17 protein-coding genes and 1 pseudogene are annotated in these 19,140 nt (G+C 62.3%); 15 read left to right on the top strand and 3 right to left on the bottom strand.

Annotated features, from left to right (window positions below; all coding sequences use genetic code 11):
* Position 1 precedes the first annotated feature (1 nt).
* From bamA to AAGS40_RS08250, 8 genes are all read left to right on the top strand, one after another.
* Complete coding sequence (gene bamA, locus AAGS40_RS08285) at positions 2-2,305, top strand: outer membrane protein assembly factor BamA (protein WP_345810805.1); 2,304 nt, start codon at positions 2-4, stop codon at positions 2,303-2,305.
* A 92-nt stretch (positions 2,306-2,397) separates the two neighbouring features.
* Positions 2,398-2,919 carry an OmpH family outer membrane protein gene (locus AAGS40_RS08280; protein WP_345810804.1) on the top strand — a complete coding sequence of 174 codons (522 nt, stop codon included), beginning with the start codon at positions 2,398-2,400 and terminating at the stop codon, positions 2,917-2,919.
* A gap of 152 nt (positions 2,920-3,071) precedes the next feature.
* Positions 3,072-4,184: a UDP-3-O-(3-hydroxymyristoyl)glucosamine N-acyltransferase gene (gene lpxD / locus AAGS40_RS08275; protein ID WP_345810803.1), complete on the top strand. Its 1,113-nt coding sequence runs from the start codon at positions 3,072-3,074 to the stop codon at positions 4,182-4,184.
* Positions 4,185-4,429: 245 nt separating this feature from the next.
* Positions 4,430-4,894 carry a 3-hydroxyacyl-ACP dehydratase FabZ gene (fabZ, locus tag AAGS40_RS08270; protein ID WP_345810802.1) on the top strand — a complete coding sequence of 155 codons (465 nt, stop codon included), beginning with the start codon at positions 4,430-4,432 and terminating at the stop codon, positions 4,892-4,894.
* 70 nt (positions 4,895-4,964) lie between these two features.
* Complete coding sequence (lpxA, locus tag AAGS40_RS08265; protein WP_345810801.1) at positions 4,965-5,753, top strand: acyl-ACP--UDP-N-acetylglucosamine O-acyltransferase; 789 nt, start codon at positions 4,965-4,967, stop codon at positions 5,751-5,753.
* 3 nt (positions 5,754-5,756) lie between these two features.
* Positions 5,757-6,926 carry a lipid-A-disaccharide synthase gene (gene lpxB / locus AAGS40_RS08260; protein ID WP_345810800.1) on the top strand — a complete coding sequence of 390 codons (1,170 nt, stop codon included), beginning with the start codon at positions 5,757-5,759 and terminating at the stop codon, positions 6,924-6,926.
* Positions 6,923-7,684: a ribonuclease HII gene (gene rnhB, locus AAGS40_RS08255; RefSeq protein ID WP_345810799.1), complete on the top strand. Its 762-nt coding sequence runs from the start codon at positions 6,923-6,925 to the stop codon at positions 7,682-7,684. The genes lpxB and rnhB overlap by 4 nt, the downstream gene beginning before the upstream one ends.
* A 103-nt stretch (positions 7,685-7,787) precedes the next feature.
* Positions 7,788-8,579: an RNA methyltransferase gene (locus AAGS40_RS08250; RefSeq protein ID WP_345810798.1), complete on the top strand. Its 792-nt coding sequence runs from the start codon at positions 7,788-7,790 to the stop codon at positions 8,577-8,579.
* Between the two features lie 36 nt (positions 8,580-8,615).
* Here AAGS40_RS08250 and AAGS40_RS08245 read toward each other — a convergent pair whose 3' ends face one another.
* Positions 8,616-9,431 carry a pyruvate, water dikinase regulatory protein gene (locus tag AAGS40_RS08245; RefSeq protein ID WP_345810797.1) on the bottom strand — a complete coding sequence of 272 codons (816 nt, stop codon included), beginning with the start codon at positions 9,429-9,431 and terminating at the stop codon, positions 8,616-8,618.
* Positions 9,432-9,974: 543 nt separating this feature from the next.
* Between AAGS40_RS08245 and ppsA the strand changes: the two genes are divergently transcribed.
* The 3 genes from ppsA to AAGS40_RS08230 all read left to right on the top strand — a co-directional run bounded on the left by ppsA (position 9,975) and on the right by AAGS40_RS08230 (position 13,969).
* Positions 9,975-12,380, top strand: coding sequence for a phosphoenolpyruvate synthase (gene ppsA / locus AAGS40_RS08240; protein WP_345810796.1), 2,406 nt, complete (start codon positions 9,975-9,977; stop codon positions 12,378-12,380).
* 143 nt (positions 12,381-12,523) lie between these two features.
* Positions 12,524-12,967 carry an NfeD family protein gene (locus AAGS40_RS08235; protein ID WP_345810795.1) on the top strand — a complete coding sequence of 148 codons (444 nt, stop codon included), beginning with the start codon at positions 12,524-12,526 and terminating at the stop codon, positions 12,965-12,967.
* A gap of 66 nt (positions 12,968-13,033) precedes the next feature.
* A complete protein-coding gene (locus AAGS40_RS08230; protein WP_345810794.1) occupies positions 13,034-13,969 on the top strand; it encodes a stomatin-like protein in 936 nt (311 codons plus the stop codon).
* Positions 13,970-14,100: 131 nt separating this feature from the next.
* Here the strand turns inward: AAGS40_RS08230 and smpB are convergent, their stop codons facing one another.
* Entirely contained in the window at positions 14,101-14,547 is a 447-nt protein-coding gene (gene smpB, locus AAGS40_RS08225; RefSeq protein WP_007181451.1) for an SsrA-binding protein SmpB, read from the bottom strand.
* Positions 14,548-14,647: 100 nt separating this feature from the next.
* On the opposite strand from smpB, the gene AAGS40_RS08220 reads away from it, so the two are divergent.
* Positions 14,648-15,085 (top strand): type II toxin-antitoxin system RatA family toxin, encoded by a 438-nt coding sequence (locus AAGS40_RS08220; protein ID WP_345810793.1) that lies wholly within the window; start codon positions 14,648-14,650, stop codon positions 15,083-15,085.
* Positions 15,082-15,414, top strand: coding sequence for an RnfH family protein (locus AAGS40_RS08215; RefSeq protein ID WP_345810792.1), 333 nt, complete (start codon positions 15,082-15,084; stop codon positions 15,412-15,414). Before AAGS40_RS08220 ends, AAGS40_RS08215 begins: the two co-directional genes overlap by 4 nt.
* A gap of 235 nt (positions 15,415-15,649) precedes the next feature.
* On the opposite strand, the pseudogene AAGS40_RS08210 reads toward AAGS40_RS08215, so the two are convergent.
* Positions 15,650-16,582 (bottom strand): annotated as a pseudogene (locus tag AAGS40_RS08210) (DMT family transporter); the annotation flags it as partial.
* A 282-nt stretch (positions 16,583-16,864) separates the two neighbouring features.
* Between AAGS40_RS08210 and guaB the strand changes: the two are divergent.
* Together guaB and AAGS40_RS08200 are read left to right on the top strand one after the other, a co-directional pair.
* On the top strand, positions 16,865-18,325 hold the full coding sequence (gene guaB, locus AAGS40_RS08205) for an IMP dehydrogenase (protein WP_345810791.1): 1,461 nt from the start codon (positions 16,865-16,867) through the stop codon (positions 18,323-18,325).
* A 5-nt stretch (positions 18,326-18,330) separates the two neighbouring features.
* A complete protein-coding gene (locus tag AAGS40_RS08200; RefSeq protein WP_345810790.1) occupies positions 18,331-19,104 on the top strand; it encodes a hypothetical protein in 774 nt (257 codons plus the stop codon).
* The last annotated feature ends 36 nt before the right edge of the window (positions 19,105-19,140 follow it).

Genomic DNA, 19,140 nt, shown 5'->3' with positions numbered 1-19,140 from the left:
GTTGTTTAAACCTCATCGCTTTGTTCCAAAGACGGTTATAGCCGCGGCATTCGCCGCGCATGGGCTGGTTGCTCACGCAACGACGCCCTTCGTGGTGCAAGACATCCGCATTGAGGGATTGCAACGCGTCGAACCCGGCACCGTGTTCGCGTACCTGCCCATCAAGCAAGGCGACACGTTCTCCGACGACAAGGCGTCCGAAGCGATTCGCGCGCTGTACGCCACGGGCTTTTTCAACGACGTCAAGATCGCGACCGAGGGCAACGTCGTCATCGTGCAAGTGCTCGAACGTCCCGCCATCGGCACGATCGATTTCGCAGGCATTCATGAGTTCGACAAGGACAATCTGACCAAGGCGCTGCGCGCCGTCGGGTTGTCGCAAGGGCGTTACTACGACAAGGCGCTCGTCGACAAGGCGGAACAGGAACTGAAGCGCCAGTACCTCACGCGCGGTTATTACGCGGCCGAGGTCACCACCACGATCACGCCGATCGACCGCAACCGCGTGGCGGTGCTGTTCTCGGTGGCCGAAGGGCCGAGCGCGAAAATCCGCCAGATCAACTTTATCGGCAACAAGGCGTTCAGCACCGGCACGCTGCGCGATGAAATGCAGTTGTCCACGCCGAACTGGTTCTCGTGGTACACGAAGAACGATCTGTACGCGAAAGACAAGCTCACCGGCGACCTCGAAAACATCCGCTCGTATTACCTGAATCGCGGCTATCTCGAGTTCAATATCGAGTCGACCCAGGTGTCGATCACGCCGGACAAGAAAGACATGTATCTCACGGTTACGCTGCATGAAGGCGAACCGTATTCGATCAACAGCATCAAGCTCGCCGGCAATCTGCTCGATCGCGAGCCCGAGCTGACCAAGCTCATCAAGATCAAACCGGGCGATCGCTTCTCGGCTGAAAAGCTGCAAGCCACCACGAAGGCAATTGTCGACAAGCTCGGCGAATACGGCTACGCGTTCGCCACCGTCAACGCGCAGCCGCAGATCGATCAGGAACACCACAAGGTCGACCTCACGCTGCAGGTGGACCCGAGCCGCCGTGTCTATGTGCGCCGCATCAACGTGGTCGGCAACACGCGTACACGCGATGAAGTGGTGCGCCGCGAAATGCGCCAGCTCGAAAGCTCGTGGTTCGATTCGAACCGTCTTGCGCTATCGAAAGACCGGATCAACCGCCTCGGCTACTTCACGGACGTCGACGTGACCACGGTGCCGGTGGAAGGCACGCCGGACCAGGTGGACGTGGACGTGAAGGTGGCCGAGAAGCCGACCGGCGCGATCACGCTGGGCGCCGGCTTCTCGTCGACCGACAAGGTGGTGCTGTCGGCAGGCGTCTCGCAGGACAACGTGTTCGGTTCGGGCACGAGCCTTTCGGTGAACGTGAATACCGCGAAGACGTACCGCACGCTGACGGTCACGCAGGTCGACCCGTACTTCACAGTGGACGGCATCAAGCGGATTACCGACGTCTACTACCGCACGTATCAGCCGCTGTACTACTCGACGGACTCGAGCTTCAAGATCGTGACTATCGGTGGCGACCTGAAGTTCGGTATTCCGTTCTCCGAAGTGGATACGGTGTACTTCGGCGCGGGTCTCGAGCAGAACCAGCTGGACATCGACGCGAATACGCCGCAAAGCTATATAGACTACGTGAACGAGTTCGGTCGTGTATCGAACAACGTGCCGATCACGGTGGGTTGGTCACGCGACGCGCGAGATAGCGCACTGGTGCCGAGCCGCGGTTACTTCACGCAGGCGAACGCTGAATACGGTACGCCGATCGGCGGCACCCAGTATTACAAGGCCGACATCAACGCGCAGTACTATTACTCGTTCGCGCGTGGCTTCGTGCTGGGCTTCAACTTCCAGGGCGGTTACGGTAACGGCCTCTCCGGTAAGCCTTATCCGATTTTCAAGAACTACTATGCGGGCGGTATCGGTTCGGTGCGAGGCTACGAGCCAAGTTCTCTGGGTCCGCGTGACGCAAAGACGAATGACCCGATCGGCGGCTCGAAGCTGCTGGTGGGTAACATCGAGTTGACGTTCCCGTTGCCGGGTACGGGCTATGACCGCACGTTGCGTGTTTTCACCTTCCTCGACGCCGGTAACGTCTGGGGTACGGAAGGCAACAGCGTTGGTGCAAACGGTTTGCGTTACGGCTACGGTGTGGGTCTCGCGTGGATTTCGCCGATTGGTCCGCTCAAGCTCAGCCTCGGTTTCCCGCTTGTGAAGCACACGGGCGACCAGTATCAGAAATTCCAGTTCCAGATCGGGACGGCATTCTGATCGCCCGGCGATCCGGCGCCCGGCGATCCGGCGCCCGGCGGTCGGCGCTCAGCAAGGGCCGCCGGCCAAACAACAGTATCGAGAGGACGACTTTGCTAACTGGTATGTTTTCGAAACGTGTGGCGTGCGCGCTGGCGCTGGCAATGACGCTCGGCGTCGGGGTTGCGCACGGTCAGGAAGCCAGGATCGCCGCGGTCAATTCGGACCGTATCCTGCGGGAATCCGCAGCGGCGAAGGCTGCGCAGGTCAAGCTCGAAGCCGAGTTCGCCAAGCGTGACAAGGATCTCGCGGACATGGCCCAGAAGCTGAAGTCGATGTCCGACTCGCTCGACAAGAATGGCGCGTCCATGTCGCCGGCGGACCGCGCGCAGAAGCAGCGCGACCTGTCGCAAATGGACACGGACTTCCAGCGCAAGCAACGTGAGTTTCGCGAAGATCTGAACCAGCGCCGCAACGAAGAACTCGCGGCCGTGCTCGATCGCGCGAACAAGGTCATCAAGCAGATCGCCGAGCAGCAGCATTACGACCTGATCGTGCAGGAAGCGGTGTACGTGAGCCCGCGTATCGACATTACCGATCAGGTGCTCAAGGCTCTCGCGGCGTCGGGCAACTGACACGCGACCTGACACGCTGGCTGACACCGTCGTACAGCGCCGGCGGCAAACCGGCGCGCTGCACCTGGCACGGAATTGAAACACAGCACCGAAGCACAGCACCGAAGCACAGAATCGACAAGTTGGACTGAATTGCAGGAGACAGCACAGGCATGGTATTTACGCTCGAGGACATCGTCCAACGATTCGGCGGTCACGTAGTCGGCAATGGTTCGCAGCGCGTCGGCGGCCTCGCGCCGCTCGATCAGGCGGGCCCTGAGCAACTGGCCTTCCTCGCCAACCCGAAATACCTGTCGCAGGTCGAAACGACCCGCGCGGGAGCCGTGCTGATCAACGCCGACGACCTCGCCAGGCTGGCCTCGCGCGAGAATCGTAACTTCATCGTCACGCCGAATCCCTACGCTTATTTCGCGCGCGTCGCGCAAACGTTCATCGACATGGCCGCGCCGAAGGCGGTGCCCGGCGTCCATCCGAGCGCGACGATCGACCCATCCGCGCAGATCGCCGCGAGCGCGGTGATCGGTCCGCGCGTCATGGTGGAAGCCGGCGCGGTAGTCGGCGAAAACGTGCGGCTCGACGCCAATGTGTTCATTGGGCGCGGTACGCGTATCGGCGAGGGCACGCATCTGTACCCGAATGTCACCGTCTATCACGGCTGCACGCTCGGCGAGCGCGTGATCGTGCAGGCGGGCGCGGTCATCGGTTCCGACGGATTCGGCTTTGCGCCGGATTTCGTCGGCGAAGGCGACGCACGTACGGGTAGCTGGGTCAAGATTCCGCAGGTGGGCGGCGTGTCGATTGCGGCCGATGTCGAAATCGGCGCCAACACCACGATCGACCGCGGTGCGATGGCCGACACGATCATCGAAGCGTGCGTGAAGATCGACAATCTCGTGCAGATCGGCCACAACTGCAAGATCGGCGCATACACGGTGATTGCCGGCTGCGCGGGCATCGCGGGCAGCACGACAATCGGTCGTCATTGCATGATCGGCGGTGCCGTGGGCATTGCAGGACACGTCACGCTGGCCGATTTCGTGATCGTCACGGCGAAATCGGGCGTGTCGAAGTCGCTGCTCAAACCCGGCATGTACACGAGCGCATTCCCGGCCGTGAACCATGCGGACTGGAACAGAAGTGCCGCACTGCTACGCAATATCGACAAACTCCGCGACCGCATCAAGGCACTGGAAAACGCCGCTGAGGAGAAGTCTGGTAAGACGCCGCCGAACGCCGGTAATCATGCCGCGGGCGAGAATGCCTGAGGCAGCGAAACAGATCGCACCGCCGTTTGCCGGGCGCTTTACTGCGTCATTCGACAAGCAAAACGCAGGGTAACCTGTCGGCACCGCGTAAAATAGCGGCCGGGCATCAAGGAAGCACAGCCGGTTGCCGTGACCGGGTGGCACGGCCGCCGGATCGCGGCGCGCGCCGGCGGCATGCGTCAACAACCTACCTGCAGCAGTATCCGCAGTCATCATCGCGCACTCGAAGCGTGAGCAGAAACACCATGAGCACCGAAAAAATCAATCTCGACATTCATAAGATTCTCACGCTGCTGCCGCATCGTTACCCGATCCTGCTGGTGGACCGGGTGCTCGAACTCGAACCGCACAAGAGCATCAAAGCGTTGAAGAACGTGTCGATCAACGAACCGTATTTTCAGGGTCATTTTCCGACCCGTCCGGTGATGCCTGGCGTGCTGATTCTCGAAGCGCTCGCGCAAACGGCCGCGCTGCTGACGTTTTCGGAGGAGCCGAGCGATCCGTCGAGCACGTTGTATCTGTTTGTCGGCATCGACAATGCACGCTTTAAACGCGTGGTGGAACCGGGCGATCAGTTGATCCTGAACTGCACGTTCGAACGCCATATGCGCGGCATCTGGAAGTTCAAGGCGCGTGCCGAAGTGGATGGCGTCGTGGCGGCGGAGGCCGACCTGATGTGCGCCGTGCGGCACACGGACAAAGAAGCGTAAGTCTTTCACCGTCAGCCGCGCGCTAACCGCGCCCATCCAGACAACGCAACAGAATCAGAAGCGAGGACGCATGAGCAGGATTCATCCCACTGCGATCATCGAACCGGGCGCACAGCTCGACGAATCCGTCGAGGTCGGTCCCTACGCCGTGATCGGCGCACACGTGACGATCGGCGCTCGAACCACGATCGGTTCGCATAGCGTGATCGAAGGCCACACCACGCTCGGCGAAGAGAACCGGATCGGCCACTTCGCGTCCGTCGGCGGCCGGCCGCAGGACATGAAGTACAAGGACGAGCCGACGCGCCTCGTGATCGGCAACCGCAACACGATCCGCGAATTCACGACGATCCACACGGGCACGACGCAGGACGCGGGCGTGACCACAGTCGGCGACGACAACTGGATCATGGCGTACGTGCATATCGGGCACGACTGCCATGTCGGCAATAACGTGATCCTGTCGAGCAACGCGCAGATGGCCGGGCACGTGACGATCGGCGACTACGCGATCGTCGGCGGGATGTCGGGCGTGCACCAGTACGTGCGTATTGGCGCGCATTCGATGCTGGGCGGCGCGTCGGCCCTCGTTCAGGACATTCCGCCGTTCGTGATCGCGGCGGGCAACAAGGCAGAGCCGCACGGTATTAACGTCGAAGGTTTGCGCCGCCGCGGTTTCTCGCCGGATGCGATTTCGGCGCTGCGCTCAGCGTACCGCGTGTTGTACAAGAACGGCCTCTCGCTTGAAGACGCGAAGGTGCAGCTACGCGAACTGGCCACCGCGGGTGGCGACGGCGACGCACCGGTGCAAACGCTGCTCGCGTTTGTCGAGACGTCGCAACGCGGCATCATTCGCTAACCGATGGTCCTGCAACCCAGTCCGCTGCGCGTCGCAATGGTCGCTGGCGAACCGTCCGGCGACCTGCTGGCGGCGTCGCTGCTCGACGGACTCGCGAGCCGTCTGCCCGCCGGCACCCAATACTACGGAATTGGCGGCCCGCGCATGATCGCCACCGGTTTCGACGCCCACTTTCCAATGGAAAAGCTCTCGGTGCGCGGCTATGTCGAAGCGCTGAAGCACATTCCAGGCATTCTCGCCGTCCGCAATGAACTGAAACGTCAGCTGCTCGCCGAGCCGCCCGCGGTGTTCGTGGGCGTCGATGCGCCGGACTTCAACTTTGGCCTTGAGCACCCACTGCGTGACGCCGGCATTCCGACAGTGCACTTCGTGTGTCCGTCGATCTGGGCCTGGCGCGGCGGGCGCATCAAGAAGATCGCGAAAGCGGTGGATCACATGCTGTGCGTGTTTCCGTTCGAAACGGCGTTGCTGGAGAAGGCGGGCGTGGCGGCTTCGTATGTCGGCCATCCGCTCGCCGACGACATTCCGCTCGTGCCGGACACGCTTGGCGCACGCCGCGCGCTCGGCCTGGCCGAAGACGGTCCGATCATCGCCGTGCTGCCAGGCAGCCGTCGCTCGGAAATCGACCTGATCGGCCCGACGTTCTTCGCCGCGATGGAGATGATGCAGCATCAGGAGCCGGGTTTGCGCTTCGTGATGCCGGCGGCCACCCCTGCGCTGCGCGATATGCTGCAACCGCTCGTGGACTCACACCCGGGTCTTTCGCTGACTATCACCGACGGCGACGCGCAACGGGCGATGACCGCGTCGGACGCGATTCTCGTCAAAAGCGGTACGGTCACGCTCGAAGCCGCGCTGCTGAAAAAGCCGATGGTGATCTCGTACAAGGTGCCCTGGCTGACCGGACAGATCATGCGGCGCCAGGGCTACTTGCCCTACGTCGGATTGCCGAACATTCTGGCGGGACGCTTCGTCGTGCCGGAAATCCTGCAGCACTTCGCCACGCCGCAGGCGCTGGCGGAGGCCACGCTGAAACAGTTGCGCGATGAAGCGAACCGGCGCACGCTGACGGAAATCTTCACGGAGATGCATCACGTGCTGAAGCAGAATACCGCGCAGCGTGCGGCGGAAGTCGTGGCGAGCGTCATCGAAAAACGCAAGGGGCGGGCGTGACCGGCGCGCGCGTCACGCGCCGCAAAGGCGCGACCGTGGCAGGCGCCGCGGCGCAACAGGTCGGCCTGAACTTCGACACGCCGGACGACATTATTTGCGGCGTGGACGAAGCCGGGCGCGGCCCGCTGGCGGGCCCGGTCGTCGCGGCGGCGGTGATCCTCGATCCCGCAAAGCCGATGATTCGCGGCCTCGACGACTCCAAGGCGCTCAGCGCCAAAAAGCGCGATGAGCTGTACGAGAAGATTGTCGACCGCGCGCTCGCGTACTGCATCGCGTCGGCGACGGTTGAAGAAATCGACACGCTGAACATCCTGCACGCCACCATGCTGGCCATGAAGCGCGCGGTGGAAGGGCTGTCCGTCACGCCCACGCTCGTGAAAATCGACGGCAATCGCTGCCCTACGCTAAGCGTTCGTAGTGAAGCGGTGATAGGCGGCGATGCGCTCGTCAAGAGCATTTCGGCCGCCTCGATCCTCGCCAAGGTCACGCGTGACCGGATGCTGCTCGAACTGCATCAGGTCCATCCGGTCTACGGGTTCAATGCGCATGCCGGTTACGGCACGCCGCAGCATCTCGCGGCGCTGCGCGAGCATGGGCCATGCGAGCATCACCGGCGCTCGTTCGCGCCGGTGCGCGACGCGCATCTTCGCTTCGGCACGGGTGTTCCGCTGCCGGCGGCGGACCTGATGATCGTGCCCGGCGCGCTCGCCGACAGCATGCTCGACGACGACGCGTTCGGCGAGCGGGCCAGCGCTTAAGCCTCCACGTGTTGCGTCTTTTGCGACGGGCGCGTCTGACGGGTCAAGCGCCGAGACGCGACGCATCGCGGTCCATCTTCCATTCTCACTGTCTTCGCTGCCTGTGAAAGCCATCACCTCGCGGGACAATCCGCTCTATAAACGCCTGAAAGCGCTGGCCGGTTCGACGCACCAGCAGCGTCGCAGCGGTCATGCGCTGCTCGAAGGCTTTCATCTCGCAAGCGCGTATCTCGACGTCGCCGGGCAGCCGGAAATGTGCATCGTCACCGACGGCGCGCTGCGTCACGACGAAGCCCAGGCGATCGTGTCGCGTATCGACGAACATCGCGTCGTCACGCTGCCGGACGCGTTGTTCGGGCAACTGTCGAACGTCGTGCACGGCGTCGGGATTCTGTTGCTGGTCGACAAACCGGATGCGCCGGTGCCGGATAAAGTCGCGCAGACCTGCGTCGTGCTCGACGGCGTGCAGGACGCCGGCAATGTCGGCTCGATACTGCGCAGCGCGGCGGCCGCCGGCATCCAGCAGGTGTTCTGCGCGCCCGGCACCGCTTACGCGTGGTCGTCGAAAGTGCTGCGCTCGGCGATGGGCGCCCATTTTCTGTTGCAGATCCACGAGGACGTGGAAGCGCACACGTTAATCGGCCGCCTCGACGCGCCGATCGTGATCACGGACTCGCATGGCGCGCAAGCCCTCTACGATTGCGACCTGAGCGGCCCGCTTGCATGGGTGTTCGGCAACGAAGGTGCGGGCGTTTCGCAGGCATGGCGCGACGCTGTTTCGCTGCGAGTCACGATTCCGCAGCCAGGCGGCATGGAGTCGCTGAACGTGGCGGCTGCGGCGGCAGTCTGCTTGTTCGAGCAGTGCCGCCAGCAGCGCGGTGTGGGTGGGAAATAGGGCGGCGGCGCGACAGTTCGGGCGCGCCTGGCACCTTCAATAAGACGGCCGGTCCGGCTTGATTTCCTGCAGGATCGTGGTCGCGATCTCTTCAATCGACTTGTGCGTGGACGAAAGCCATTTGATCCCTTCACGGCGCATCATCGTCTCGGCTTCGTTGATCTCATAGCGGCAGTTTTCCGGGGCGGCATATTTGCTGCCGGGCCGGCGCTCATTGCGAATCTCCGAAAGCCGCTGCGGATCGATCGACAGTCCAAACATTTTCTGCCGATGCGCGAGTAATGGCGTAGGCAGCTTGCCGCGTTCGAAGTCTTCCGGAATCAGCGGATAGTTCGCCGCCTTCACGCCGTATTGCATGGCCAGATAGAGGCTGGTCGGCGTCTTGCCGCTGCGCGATACGCCGACCAGAATCACGTCGGCGTCGGCGAGATTGCGGTTCGACTGACCGTCGTCATGGGCGAGCGAAAAATTGATCGCCTCGATCCGGTTCTTGTACTCCTCCGTATCTGCATTCTGGTGACCACGGCCCATGGCGTGGCTCGACTTCAGTTCCAGTTCCTGTTCGAGTGGTTCGACGAACGTCTGGAACATGTCCAGCACGAGCGCGTTCGAGCCTTTCACGATCTGGTTCGACGCGCTGTCTACCAGCGTCGTAAAGACGATCGGACGGCGGCCGTCCTGTTTGACGGCTTCGTTGATTTTTTCGAGGGTGGCGTACGCTTTTTCCGTCGAGTCGACGAAAGGCACGCGAACCAGGCGGAATTTCTGGTCGAACTGGGAGAGGATCGAATGCGCGAAAGTTTCGGCAGTGATCCCGGTACCGTCGGAGACGATGAATACGGTGGGCGGCATCAGTGGGGCTGGGGAACGTGAGCGCGACATTGCACTCGAATGGAACATCGCTGCGCTGACGCCGCTGCCCGGTGGCTAACCGGATGACGCAGCGGCGCCGCACAGCGCGCCGTGGGCACCGCAATCGCGCCCGACCGGCGGCGGGCTTTACAAGCCCGTGTGCGGTCCGGAGCACGATTCGACGCGCAATTCTCGTCCAACTACCACATTTCGGAAGTCGGCACGGTAGAATAGCGGCAACCTGTTGGATAAGCAATTGCAGGCGAATGGCGTCTAACTACCCGCGAACGGTTGGTCAACGCCTCGCTTTTTTGTCGGTACTTGAGTTGAATGGGCGGGATTGGCCGGTAAAATCGTCCAACCGCTTTCTTCACGTGTTGCCCTTTTCCCTTGCATGTATGCCGGGCGCGCGAGGGCGGCACACAGGTCTCGCGATTGTTTCTCCAACAGGTTGTGCAAGACGCGAGGTCACGCTTCCAATGGGCGTCTCGCGTCCAAGCCCACTTGCACAGCCGTGAATTTCTTTCACACTTAGGGGCTTGTATGACTAACGCAGTTACCGTCGCAAAGGACAAGGCGTATGTAGTTCCGTTCGAGCAGTTGCGGATGACCGACGTGGATATCGTCGGTGGCAAGAACGCGTCGCTAGGGGAGATGATCAGTCAGCTCGCCGAAGCCGGCGTGCGCGTGCCTACTGGTTTTGCCACTACGGCACTGGCTTTCCGCGACTTCCTCCATCACAACAATCTGACTGAACGCATCGCCGCACGTCTCGAAACGCTGGACGTCGACGACGTGAAGGCGCTTGCCGAAGCAGGCAAGGAAATCCGTCAATGGATCGTCAACGCGCCGCTCCAGCCGCAGCTTGAAGCCGATATTCGTGCCGGTTTCGACACGCTGCAAAACAGCTCGCCCGAAGAGCTGTCGTTTGCCGTGCGTTCTTCGGCCACGGCTGAAGACTTGCCGGACGCGTCGTTTGCCGGTCAGCAGGAAAGCTATCTCAACGTGGTCGGCATCGAGGACGTACTCGATCGCATGAAGCACGTGTTCGCGTCGCTCTACAACGACCGCGCTATTTCCTATCGTGTCCACAAGGGTTTCACGCATGCTGAAGTGGCCTTGTCCGCGGGTGTGCAACGCATGGTGCGCTCGGACGTCGGCGCAGCGGGCGTGATGTTTACGCTGGACACGGAGTCGGGTTTCAAGGACGCGGTGTTCATCACGTCGAGCTACGGCCTGGGCGAAACGGTCGTGCAGGGCGCGGTGAATCCGGACGAGTTCTACGTCTTCAAAACCACGCTCGAACAGGGCAAATACCCGATCATCCGCCGCTCGATCGGTTCGAAGCTCATCAAGATGGAGTTCACGAAGGCCGGCGAAGAAGGTCGCGTGAAGACTGTCGACGTGCCGCACGAGCAGCGCAACCGTTTTTCGATCACGGACGAAGACGTGATCGAACTCGCGAAATACGCTGTCATCATCGAAAAGCACTACGAGCGTCCGATGGACATCGAGTGGGGCAAAGACGGCCGCGACGGCAAGATCTTCATTCTGCAGGCGCGTCCCGAAACCGTGAAGAGCCAGGCGGCCGGCAAGGCGGAACAGCGCTTCAAGCTGAAGGGCCAGTCGAACGTGCTCGCCACGGGCCGCGCGATCGGCCAGAAAATCGGCGCGGGTCCTGTGCGCGTCATTCACGATCCGTCGGAAATGGACCGTGTGCAGCCGGGCGACGTGCTGGTGGCCGACATGACGGACCCGAACTGGGAGCCGGTCATGAAGCGCGCGTCCGCAATCGTCACGAATCGTGGCGGCCGCACCTGCCACGCGGCGATCATCGCGCGTGAGCTGGGCGTGCCGGCCGTGGTGGGTTGCGGCGATGCGACCGACGTGCTGAAAGAAGGCTCGCTCGTCACCGTGTCGTGCGCGGAGGGCGACGAGGGCCGGATTTACGACGGCCTGCTCGAAACCGAAGTCACCGAAGTGCAGCGCGGCGAACTGCCGCCCATTCCGGTGAAGATCATGATGAACGTGGGCAACCCGCAACTGGCATTCGATTTTTCGCAGTTGCCGAACGCAGGGGTGGGTCTGGCGCGGCTCGAGTTCATCATTAACAACAATATCGGCGTGCATCCGAAGGCGATCCTCGAGTACCCGAACGTCGATCAGGACTTGAAGAAAGCGGTGGAAAGCGTTGCGCGCGGCCACGCGTCGCCGCGTGCTTTCTACGTCGACAAGCTGACGGAAGGCATTGCCACGATCGCGGCGGCGTTCTATCCGAAGCCCGTGATCGTGCGTCTGTCGGACTTCAAGTCGAACGAGTACAAGAAGCTGATCGGCGGTTCGCGCTACGAGCCGGATGAGGAGAACCCGATGCTGGGTTTCCGCGGCGCGTCGCGCTATATCGCGGACGACTTCGCCGAAGCGTTCCAGATGGAGTGCATTGCGCTGAAGAAAGTGCGCGAAGAAATGGGCCTCGACAATGTCGAGATCATGGTGCCGTTCGTGCGTACGCTGAAGCAGGCGGAACGCGTGGTCGGGCTGCTCGCGAAGTACGGCCTGAAGCGTGGCGAAAACGGCCTGCGCCTCGTGATGATGTGCGAAGTGCCGTCGAACGCGATTCTTGCCGAAGAATTCCTGCAATTCTTCGACGGCTTCTCGATCGGTTCGAACGACCTGACGCAACTCACGCTCGGCCTCGACCGCGACTCCGGCATGGAACTGCTGGCGGTCGACTTCGACGAACGCGACCCGGCGGTCAAGTTCATGCTCAAGCGCGCGATTGAAACCTGCCTGCGCCTCGACAAGTATGTCGGTATCTGCGGTCAGGGCCCGTCGGATCATCCGGACTTTGCGCAGTGGCTGACCGACGAAGGCATCAAGTCGATTTCGCTGAACCCTGACACGATCATCGAAACGTGGCAGCAACTGGCGAAGTCGGCGGCTAAGTAAGCGGAGTGCGTCAAGGGCGGTGCGCCGGTTCGAAGGCGTACTGCACACGCGGTGAAACGTGTTGCGCTGTCCGTTGAAACGCACCTGCTTCGTGCTATAAACACCCCGGTAGATCCGGGGTGTTTTGCTTTGTGGAGGTCGACGTGGCGCCAGGTGGATTGTTCTGGTGGATCGGGGCGGGCGTGCTGGTCGTGCTGGAATTGATCAGCGGCACTTTCTATCTGTTGATGATCGCGTTGGGTTTTGCCGCGGCGGCCATTGCGCATATCGCGGGCGCGGCTTCCTATCTTCAATTCGTGGTGGCCGCGGTGGTCGCGTCCGTCGCGGTGCTGGCGCTGCGGCGCTCGCGCTTCGGGCGCCGCGTGCGCAAGGACGCGGCCCACAATCCGGATGTCAATCTCGACATCGGCCAGACCTTGACCGTCGACGCGTGGCAGGCGCGCCGGGCCCGCGCCAGTTATCGCGGCGCCGCGTGGGACATCGAACTCGCGCCCGGCGAGCCGGAAGACGCCCATCTCTATGAAATCACCGCGCTCAAGGGCAGTTGCCTCGTCGTGGTAGCGAGCAGGCGGCCTGTGCGCGCCTGATCGCGCCTGTTGCGCCGCTTGTTCCGCCAGCTTTCCGTAACGTATCGAGTAGACCGGAGAATAACAATGGATGTATCGACCATCGTTGGGGTTGTGGTACTGGTGATCGTAATCGTGACTGCCGCGCAGACGCTCAAGATCGTCCCGCAGCAGCACGCGTGGGTGCTGGAGCGCCTCGGCCGCTATCACCGCACGCTCACGCCCGGGCTGAGCTTCGCGTTTCCTTTCGTCGACCGGATCGCGTACAAGCATGTGCTGAAGGAAATTCCGCTCGAAGTGCCGAGTCAGGTTTGCATCACGCGTGACAACACGCAGTTGCAGGTGGACGGTGTACTCTATTTTCAGGTCACCGATCCGATGAAGGCGTCCTATGGATCAAGCAATTTCGTATTCGCGATCACGCAGCTGTCGCAAACCACGCTGCGCTCGGTGATCGGCAAGCTGGAACTGGACAAAACGTTCGAGGAACGCGACTTCATCAACCACAGCATCGTGTCGTCGCTCGATGAAGCAGCAGCCAACTGGGGCGTGAAGGTGTTGCGCTATGAGATCAAGGACCTCACGCCGCCAAAAGAAATTCTCCACGCAATGCAGGCGCAGATTACCGCCGAACGTGAGAAGCGCGCGTTGATCGCGGCGTCCGAAGGGCGCAAGCAGGAGCAGATCAACATCGCATCCGGTGGACGCGAAGCGGCGATCCAGAAATCCGAAGGCGAGCGGCAGGCGGCGATCAATCAGGCGCAAGGGCAGGCGGCGGCGATTCTCGCCGTGGCCGAGGCGAACTCGCAGGCGATTCAGAAAATCGCGGCCGCGATTCAGTCGACAGGTGGAATGGAGGCGGTGAACCTGAAAGTGGCTGAACAGTACGTGAATGCGTTCGCCAATCTCGCGAAGCAGGGCACCACGCTGATCGTGCCGGGCAATCTGTCGGACATGAGTTCGATGATCGCGTCGGCGCTGACGATCGTGAACAAAGGAAAAGGTACGACCGAACTGCGCTGACCGGCCGCGCGCGGCGGTTCACACCGCCGGCGGTCGCGCGAACCGATCGTACTATGAATTCGCTCGGGTTCCGCTGGCGTGCCGGCCGAGCTTTCCGCCGACGTTTCCGCCGACTTATCCGTAAGCCTGCATCAACTGGGCGAGCGCATCAGGCGCGCCTTTTCGCGTTCCCAGTCGCGTTTCTTTTCGGTCTCGCGCTTGTCGTGCTGCTTCTTGCCTTTCGCAAGACCGATTTCGCATTTGACGCGACCGCCCTTGTAATGGAAATTCAGCGGCACGAGCGTGTAACCGCGCTGCTCGACCTTGCCGATCAGTTTGCTGATCTCTTCGCTGTGCAAAAGCAGCTTGCGCGTGCGCACCGGGTCGGGATTGATGTGGGTCGAGGCTTCGGGCAACGGGCTGATGTGCGTGCCGATCAGGAACAGTTCGTTGTTACGGATCACCACGTAACCTTCCTTGATCTGGCCGCGCCCGGCGCGCAGCGCCTTGACCTCCCATCCTTCGAGCACGAGCCCCGCTTCGTAGCGCTCTTCGACCGAGTAGTCGTAAAAGGCTTTTCTGTTGTCGATGATGCTCATGAATGGAAAGTGCCCAACTCGTTTAAAATCACGATTTTAGCAAAGCGGGGCAAGGAAAGCCCGCAGCGCCCGTCCACCCTTGCCACGCGCTGTTCAATCTATGGCAGATGTCCAGAAAACCGTGTTGATCCGCCATTCGGCGGAACAGATGTTCGACCTTGTCACCGACGTCGACGATTACCCCAACTTCCTGCCCTGGTGCGGCGGTGTTGAAGTTCGCCGCCGTGACGAAACCGGCATGGAGGCGAAGATCGATATCAACTTCAAGGGCATCAGGCAGCATTTCGCGACCCGTAACAGCATGGAGCGTCCCACGCGGATCGACATGGAGTTCGCCGACGGCCCGTTTCGCAAGTTCACAGGCTTCTGGCGCTTCACGCCGCTGCGCGCGGACGCCTGCAAGATCGAATTCGCGCTGCACTACGAGTTCACCAACATCATCCTCGAGAAGATCATTGGGCCGGTGTTCAATCACATCGCCAACACCTTTGTCGAATCGTTCGTGAAGCGCGCCGATCAGCGTTACGGTAAGGCATGAGCGCGCAACTGTCGATCGAAGTCGGCTATGCGCTCGCCACTGAGCAGACGCTGATTGCGCTCGAACTGCCGCAAGGCGCGACCGTGCGGGACGCTTTGCACGTAAGCGGGATCCTGCAGCGCTTTCCACAGATTGATCTCGCTACGCAGAAAGTCGGCATTTTCGGCAAGGTCAAGCCGCTCGACGCGGTGCTGGCCGACCATGACCGCGTGGAAATTTACCGGCCGCTGCTGGTCGACCCGAAAGTGTCGCGCCAAAGGCGCGTCGAGAAAACGCGCAAGGCGGGCTCGATCGAAGGGCGGCGCTGGCTGAACAAGGACTCGCGATAGCGCGGTGTCATCGCGCGGGCCGCATTTCGTTGCGGCCTTTGCTGCCGCATCACCCGGCGGCCGTATGAGCCTTGGGCGATTCGTTCGGTTCGCGCGCTCTACGCACCTCATGCACCTCATGCACCTCATGCACCTCATGCACCTCATGCACCTCATGCACCTCATGCACCTCATGCGCCTCATGCGCGTTGTCCGCCTCTTCTCTTTGCTTCTCCCCCTTGGTGCCTGTGTCCGCGGACGAATCGCCGTCCGCGTGTTGACGAACTGACCAGCACACGCCCGCTACCAGCAGCAGGATCGCCGCCGTCTCCAGCGCACGCGGCAGGCGCTGGTCATAAATGAACGCGTAAAGCAGCGCGAACAGCGTCTCGAAAACGATCATCTGGCCCGACAGCGTCAGCGGCAGCCGTTTTGACGCCGCGTTCCATAGTCCATTGCCAAGCCACGAGGCGCCCACCGCGAGACCCAGATTCAGAAGCCAGAAAGTCTGCCAGCGGCCATGGGCGAGTTCGCCTGCAGGCGCGCCCGACGGCAGCACGGCGATCACGAGCCAAAGCGCCGCGCCGAGCGCACCTGTCACCACGCCCCACAGCACCGACCACTCGTTGCCGCTGAAATGATCCTGACGCCGCAGGTAACGTGCGTTTTCGACTGCGAACCAGGTCCAGCAAGCCAGCGCGCCAACGGCGCACGCCAGACCGAGCAGTCGGGTGGCAATGTGCGCACGCGTGCCGTCCGCGACCGTGAATACGTCGACGTTGATGCAGATGATGCCTGCCATCACCATCGCGAGCGGCCATGCGAGGCGGGCGAGCGGCACCGCGCCGTGATCGCGGCGGCCGAGCAGTGTCACCGTGACCGGCAAGACGCCGACGATCAGCGACGCTGGCGCAATTCCAATCAGATGAACGGCTGCCGTGAGCAGCAGGTAGTAAAGCAGATTACCCGCGAGCGCCAGCTTGACGAGCGCGCCCAGATCTTCGCGCGTGAGACGCCTGACGAGCGAGCGCGCCTTCGGCAGCGCGGCGGCGAGCGACACGATGCCATACATCGAGTAGCGGCCCGCGCTTAGCAGCAGCGGCGAAAAGTCCGGCAGCACGCGCGGCACCAGAAAAACCATTCCCCATAGCGCTCCGGCCATGATTCCGTATGCCACTGCGCGCTGCATCGACTGTCCCTGCAAGAAAAATGGAAAGGTTCGCAGGATAGCGGGTGCCCGCTCGCGCGTCTTGTTCGATCCTGCATTCCGATAATCACGAGCGAGCAAGAACACGCGCACGATCCCGAACGCGCAAACGAAACTCGATCGAACCCGAGGCGAACAGCCAGGCGAAATCACGCGGCCTGAAGTGACAGGAAAAATTGCCCGAAATTCGCTAAGCTGCTGTTCGTGCAGTGAAAACCGGGGAGGTATCGCGTATAATTCGCTTTTGCGCCTATAGGATTTGCCATGCGTCTGATCCAAACAGCACTCACGTTCGATGACGTGCTCCTCGTCCCGGCTTTTTCCGATGTCCTGCCGCGCGACACCAGCCTCAAGACCCGGCTGACCCGCAACATTTCCCTCAATATGCCGCTCGTGTCCGCCGCCATGGACACGGTCACCGAAGCACGTCTCGCTATCGCGATGGCGCAAATGGGTGGCGTCGGCATCATCCACAAGAACCTCACGCCGGCCGAACAGGCGCGTGAAGTCGCCAAGGTCAAGCGTTTCGAATCCGGTGTCGTGCGTGATCCGATCACCATTCCGCCGCAAATGAAAGTGCGCGACGTGATCGCCCTGTCGCGCCAGCATGGCATTTCGGGCTTCCCGGTCGTCGAAGGCGCGCAGCTGGTCGGCATCGTCACGAACCGCGACCTGCGCTTCGAAGAGCGTCTGGACGAGCCGGTGCGCAACATCATGACGCCGCGCGAGCGCCTCGTCACCGTGAAGGAAGGCACGCCGCTCGCCGAAGCCAAGGCGCTGATGCACAGCCACCGCCTCGAGCGCGTGCTGGTGATCAACGATTCATTCGAACTGCGCGGCCTGATGACGGTGAAAGACATCACCAAGCAGACCGAGCACCCGGACGCCTGTAAAGACGAACACGGCAAGCTGCGCGCGGGCGCAGCGGTCGGCGTGGGCGAAGACAACGAAGAGCGTGTCGAGCTGCTCGTGCAGGCGGGCGTGGACGTGATCGTCGTCGACACCGCGCATGGCCATAGCAAGGGCGTGCTCGAGCGCGTCAAGTGGGTCAAGCAGACCTTCCCGCACGTCGAAGTGATCGGCGGCAACATCGCCACCGCGGCGGCGGCCAAGGCGCTCGTCGAATACGGCGCAGACGGCGTGAAGGTCGGTATCGGCCCGGGGTCGATCTGCACCACGCGGATCGTCGCCGGCGTGGGCGTGCCGCAGGTCACTGCGATCGCCAATGTGTCGGAAGCGCTGAAGGGCACGGGCGTGCCGGTCATCGCAGACGGCGGCGTGCGTTTTTCGGGCGATGTCAGCAAGGCGCTGGCCGCCGGCGCGAACGCCGTGATGATGGGCAGCATGTTCGCCGGCACGGAAGAAGCGCCGGGCGACGTGTTCCTGTATCAGGGCCGTCAGTACAAGTCTTACCGTGGCATGGGTTCGGTTGGCGCGATGAAAGATGGCGCGGCGGACCGCTACTTCCAGGACAACTCAGCCAATATCGACAAACTGGTGCCGGAAGGTATCGAAGGCCGTGTCGCCTACAAGGGCTCGGTCAACGCGATCCTGTTCCAGCTGATCGGCGGCGTGCGCGCCAGCATGGGTTACTGCGGCTGCCGCACCATCGCCGAGATGAACGACAAGGCCGAGTTCGTGCAGATCACCGGTGCGGGCTTGCGCGAGTCGCACGTGCACGACGTGCAGATCACGAAGGAAGCGCCCAACTACCACGTGGACTAACCGCCATGAAGCCATTGCTGCGCGCTGTACTCATTCTCGACGCACTGCTGTTGCTCGGCTTTGGCCTGTTGTTTCTGCTGACGCCGTGGACTTCGCTGTACAACGCGCTGCAACTGGTGCAAACGCAACCCACTCTGGTGGGCCAGGGGTTCGGCGTGGCGCTGATCGGGCTGGCGTGGCTTTCATTGCATGCGTCGATCGACGGTGCGCTGACGTCGACGGTCTCCAAGGTAGTCGGTCACGTGAACTGGTTGACCGGCGTGTTGATGCTGGTCTGGCTGCTCGGTTTGCATACGCCCGCGTTGACCGGCTTCGGGCAGATCATCGCGGTGCTGGCCGGTGTCGTGTTGCTGGTGGTCGGTCTCGGCGGCGTGCGTTTGTCGGGCGCGGTGCGCCGGCGTGACAGGCAGCGGCTGGCTGACGCCGCCGCGGTCGAACGCGCGGAGCGACAGGCGGCGAAAGACGCCGCCAAAAACGCCGCGAACCGGCGCGAGCCGGGTCATGTCACCGCAGGTTTTCCGGTCTATCAGGCAGAGCCGGTCATCGAGCCTGTCGTGCCCGTCGTGCCTCTCACGCCTGCTGCGGACCCGGCGGCTTCTGTCGCGTCGGTGCGGGTCGACACATCCGTTGATGAAGCTGGCCTGACCGCCGCCGAGCGTGCAGAGCGCGCCGAATTGGCGGCGCGTTCCGCCAGCGCCGATGCCGCAGCCGCCCGCGCCGAAGCGCGCAACGCCGCCGCCGATGCAGCCGGTGCGCCCCGGCCGCCGTTTCATGGCTGATGCGCTGGAACGCACAACGGCTGCCATCGCTGCTGG

The organism is Paraburkholderia sp. PREW-6R, from assembly GCF_039621805.1.
Lineage (GTDB): Bacteria > Pseudomonadota > Gammaproteobacteria > Burkholderiales > Burkholderiaceae > Paraburkholderia.
The sequence above is the reverse complement of the archived record's forward strand: the minus strand, read 5'-3'. Positions and strand labels throughout refer to the sequence as shown.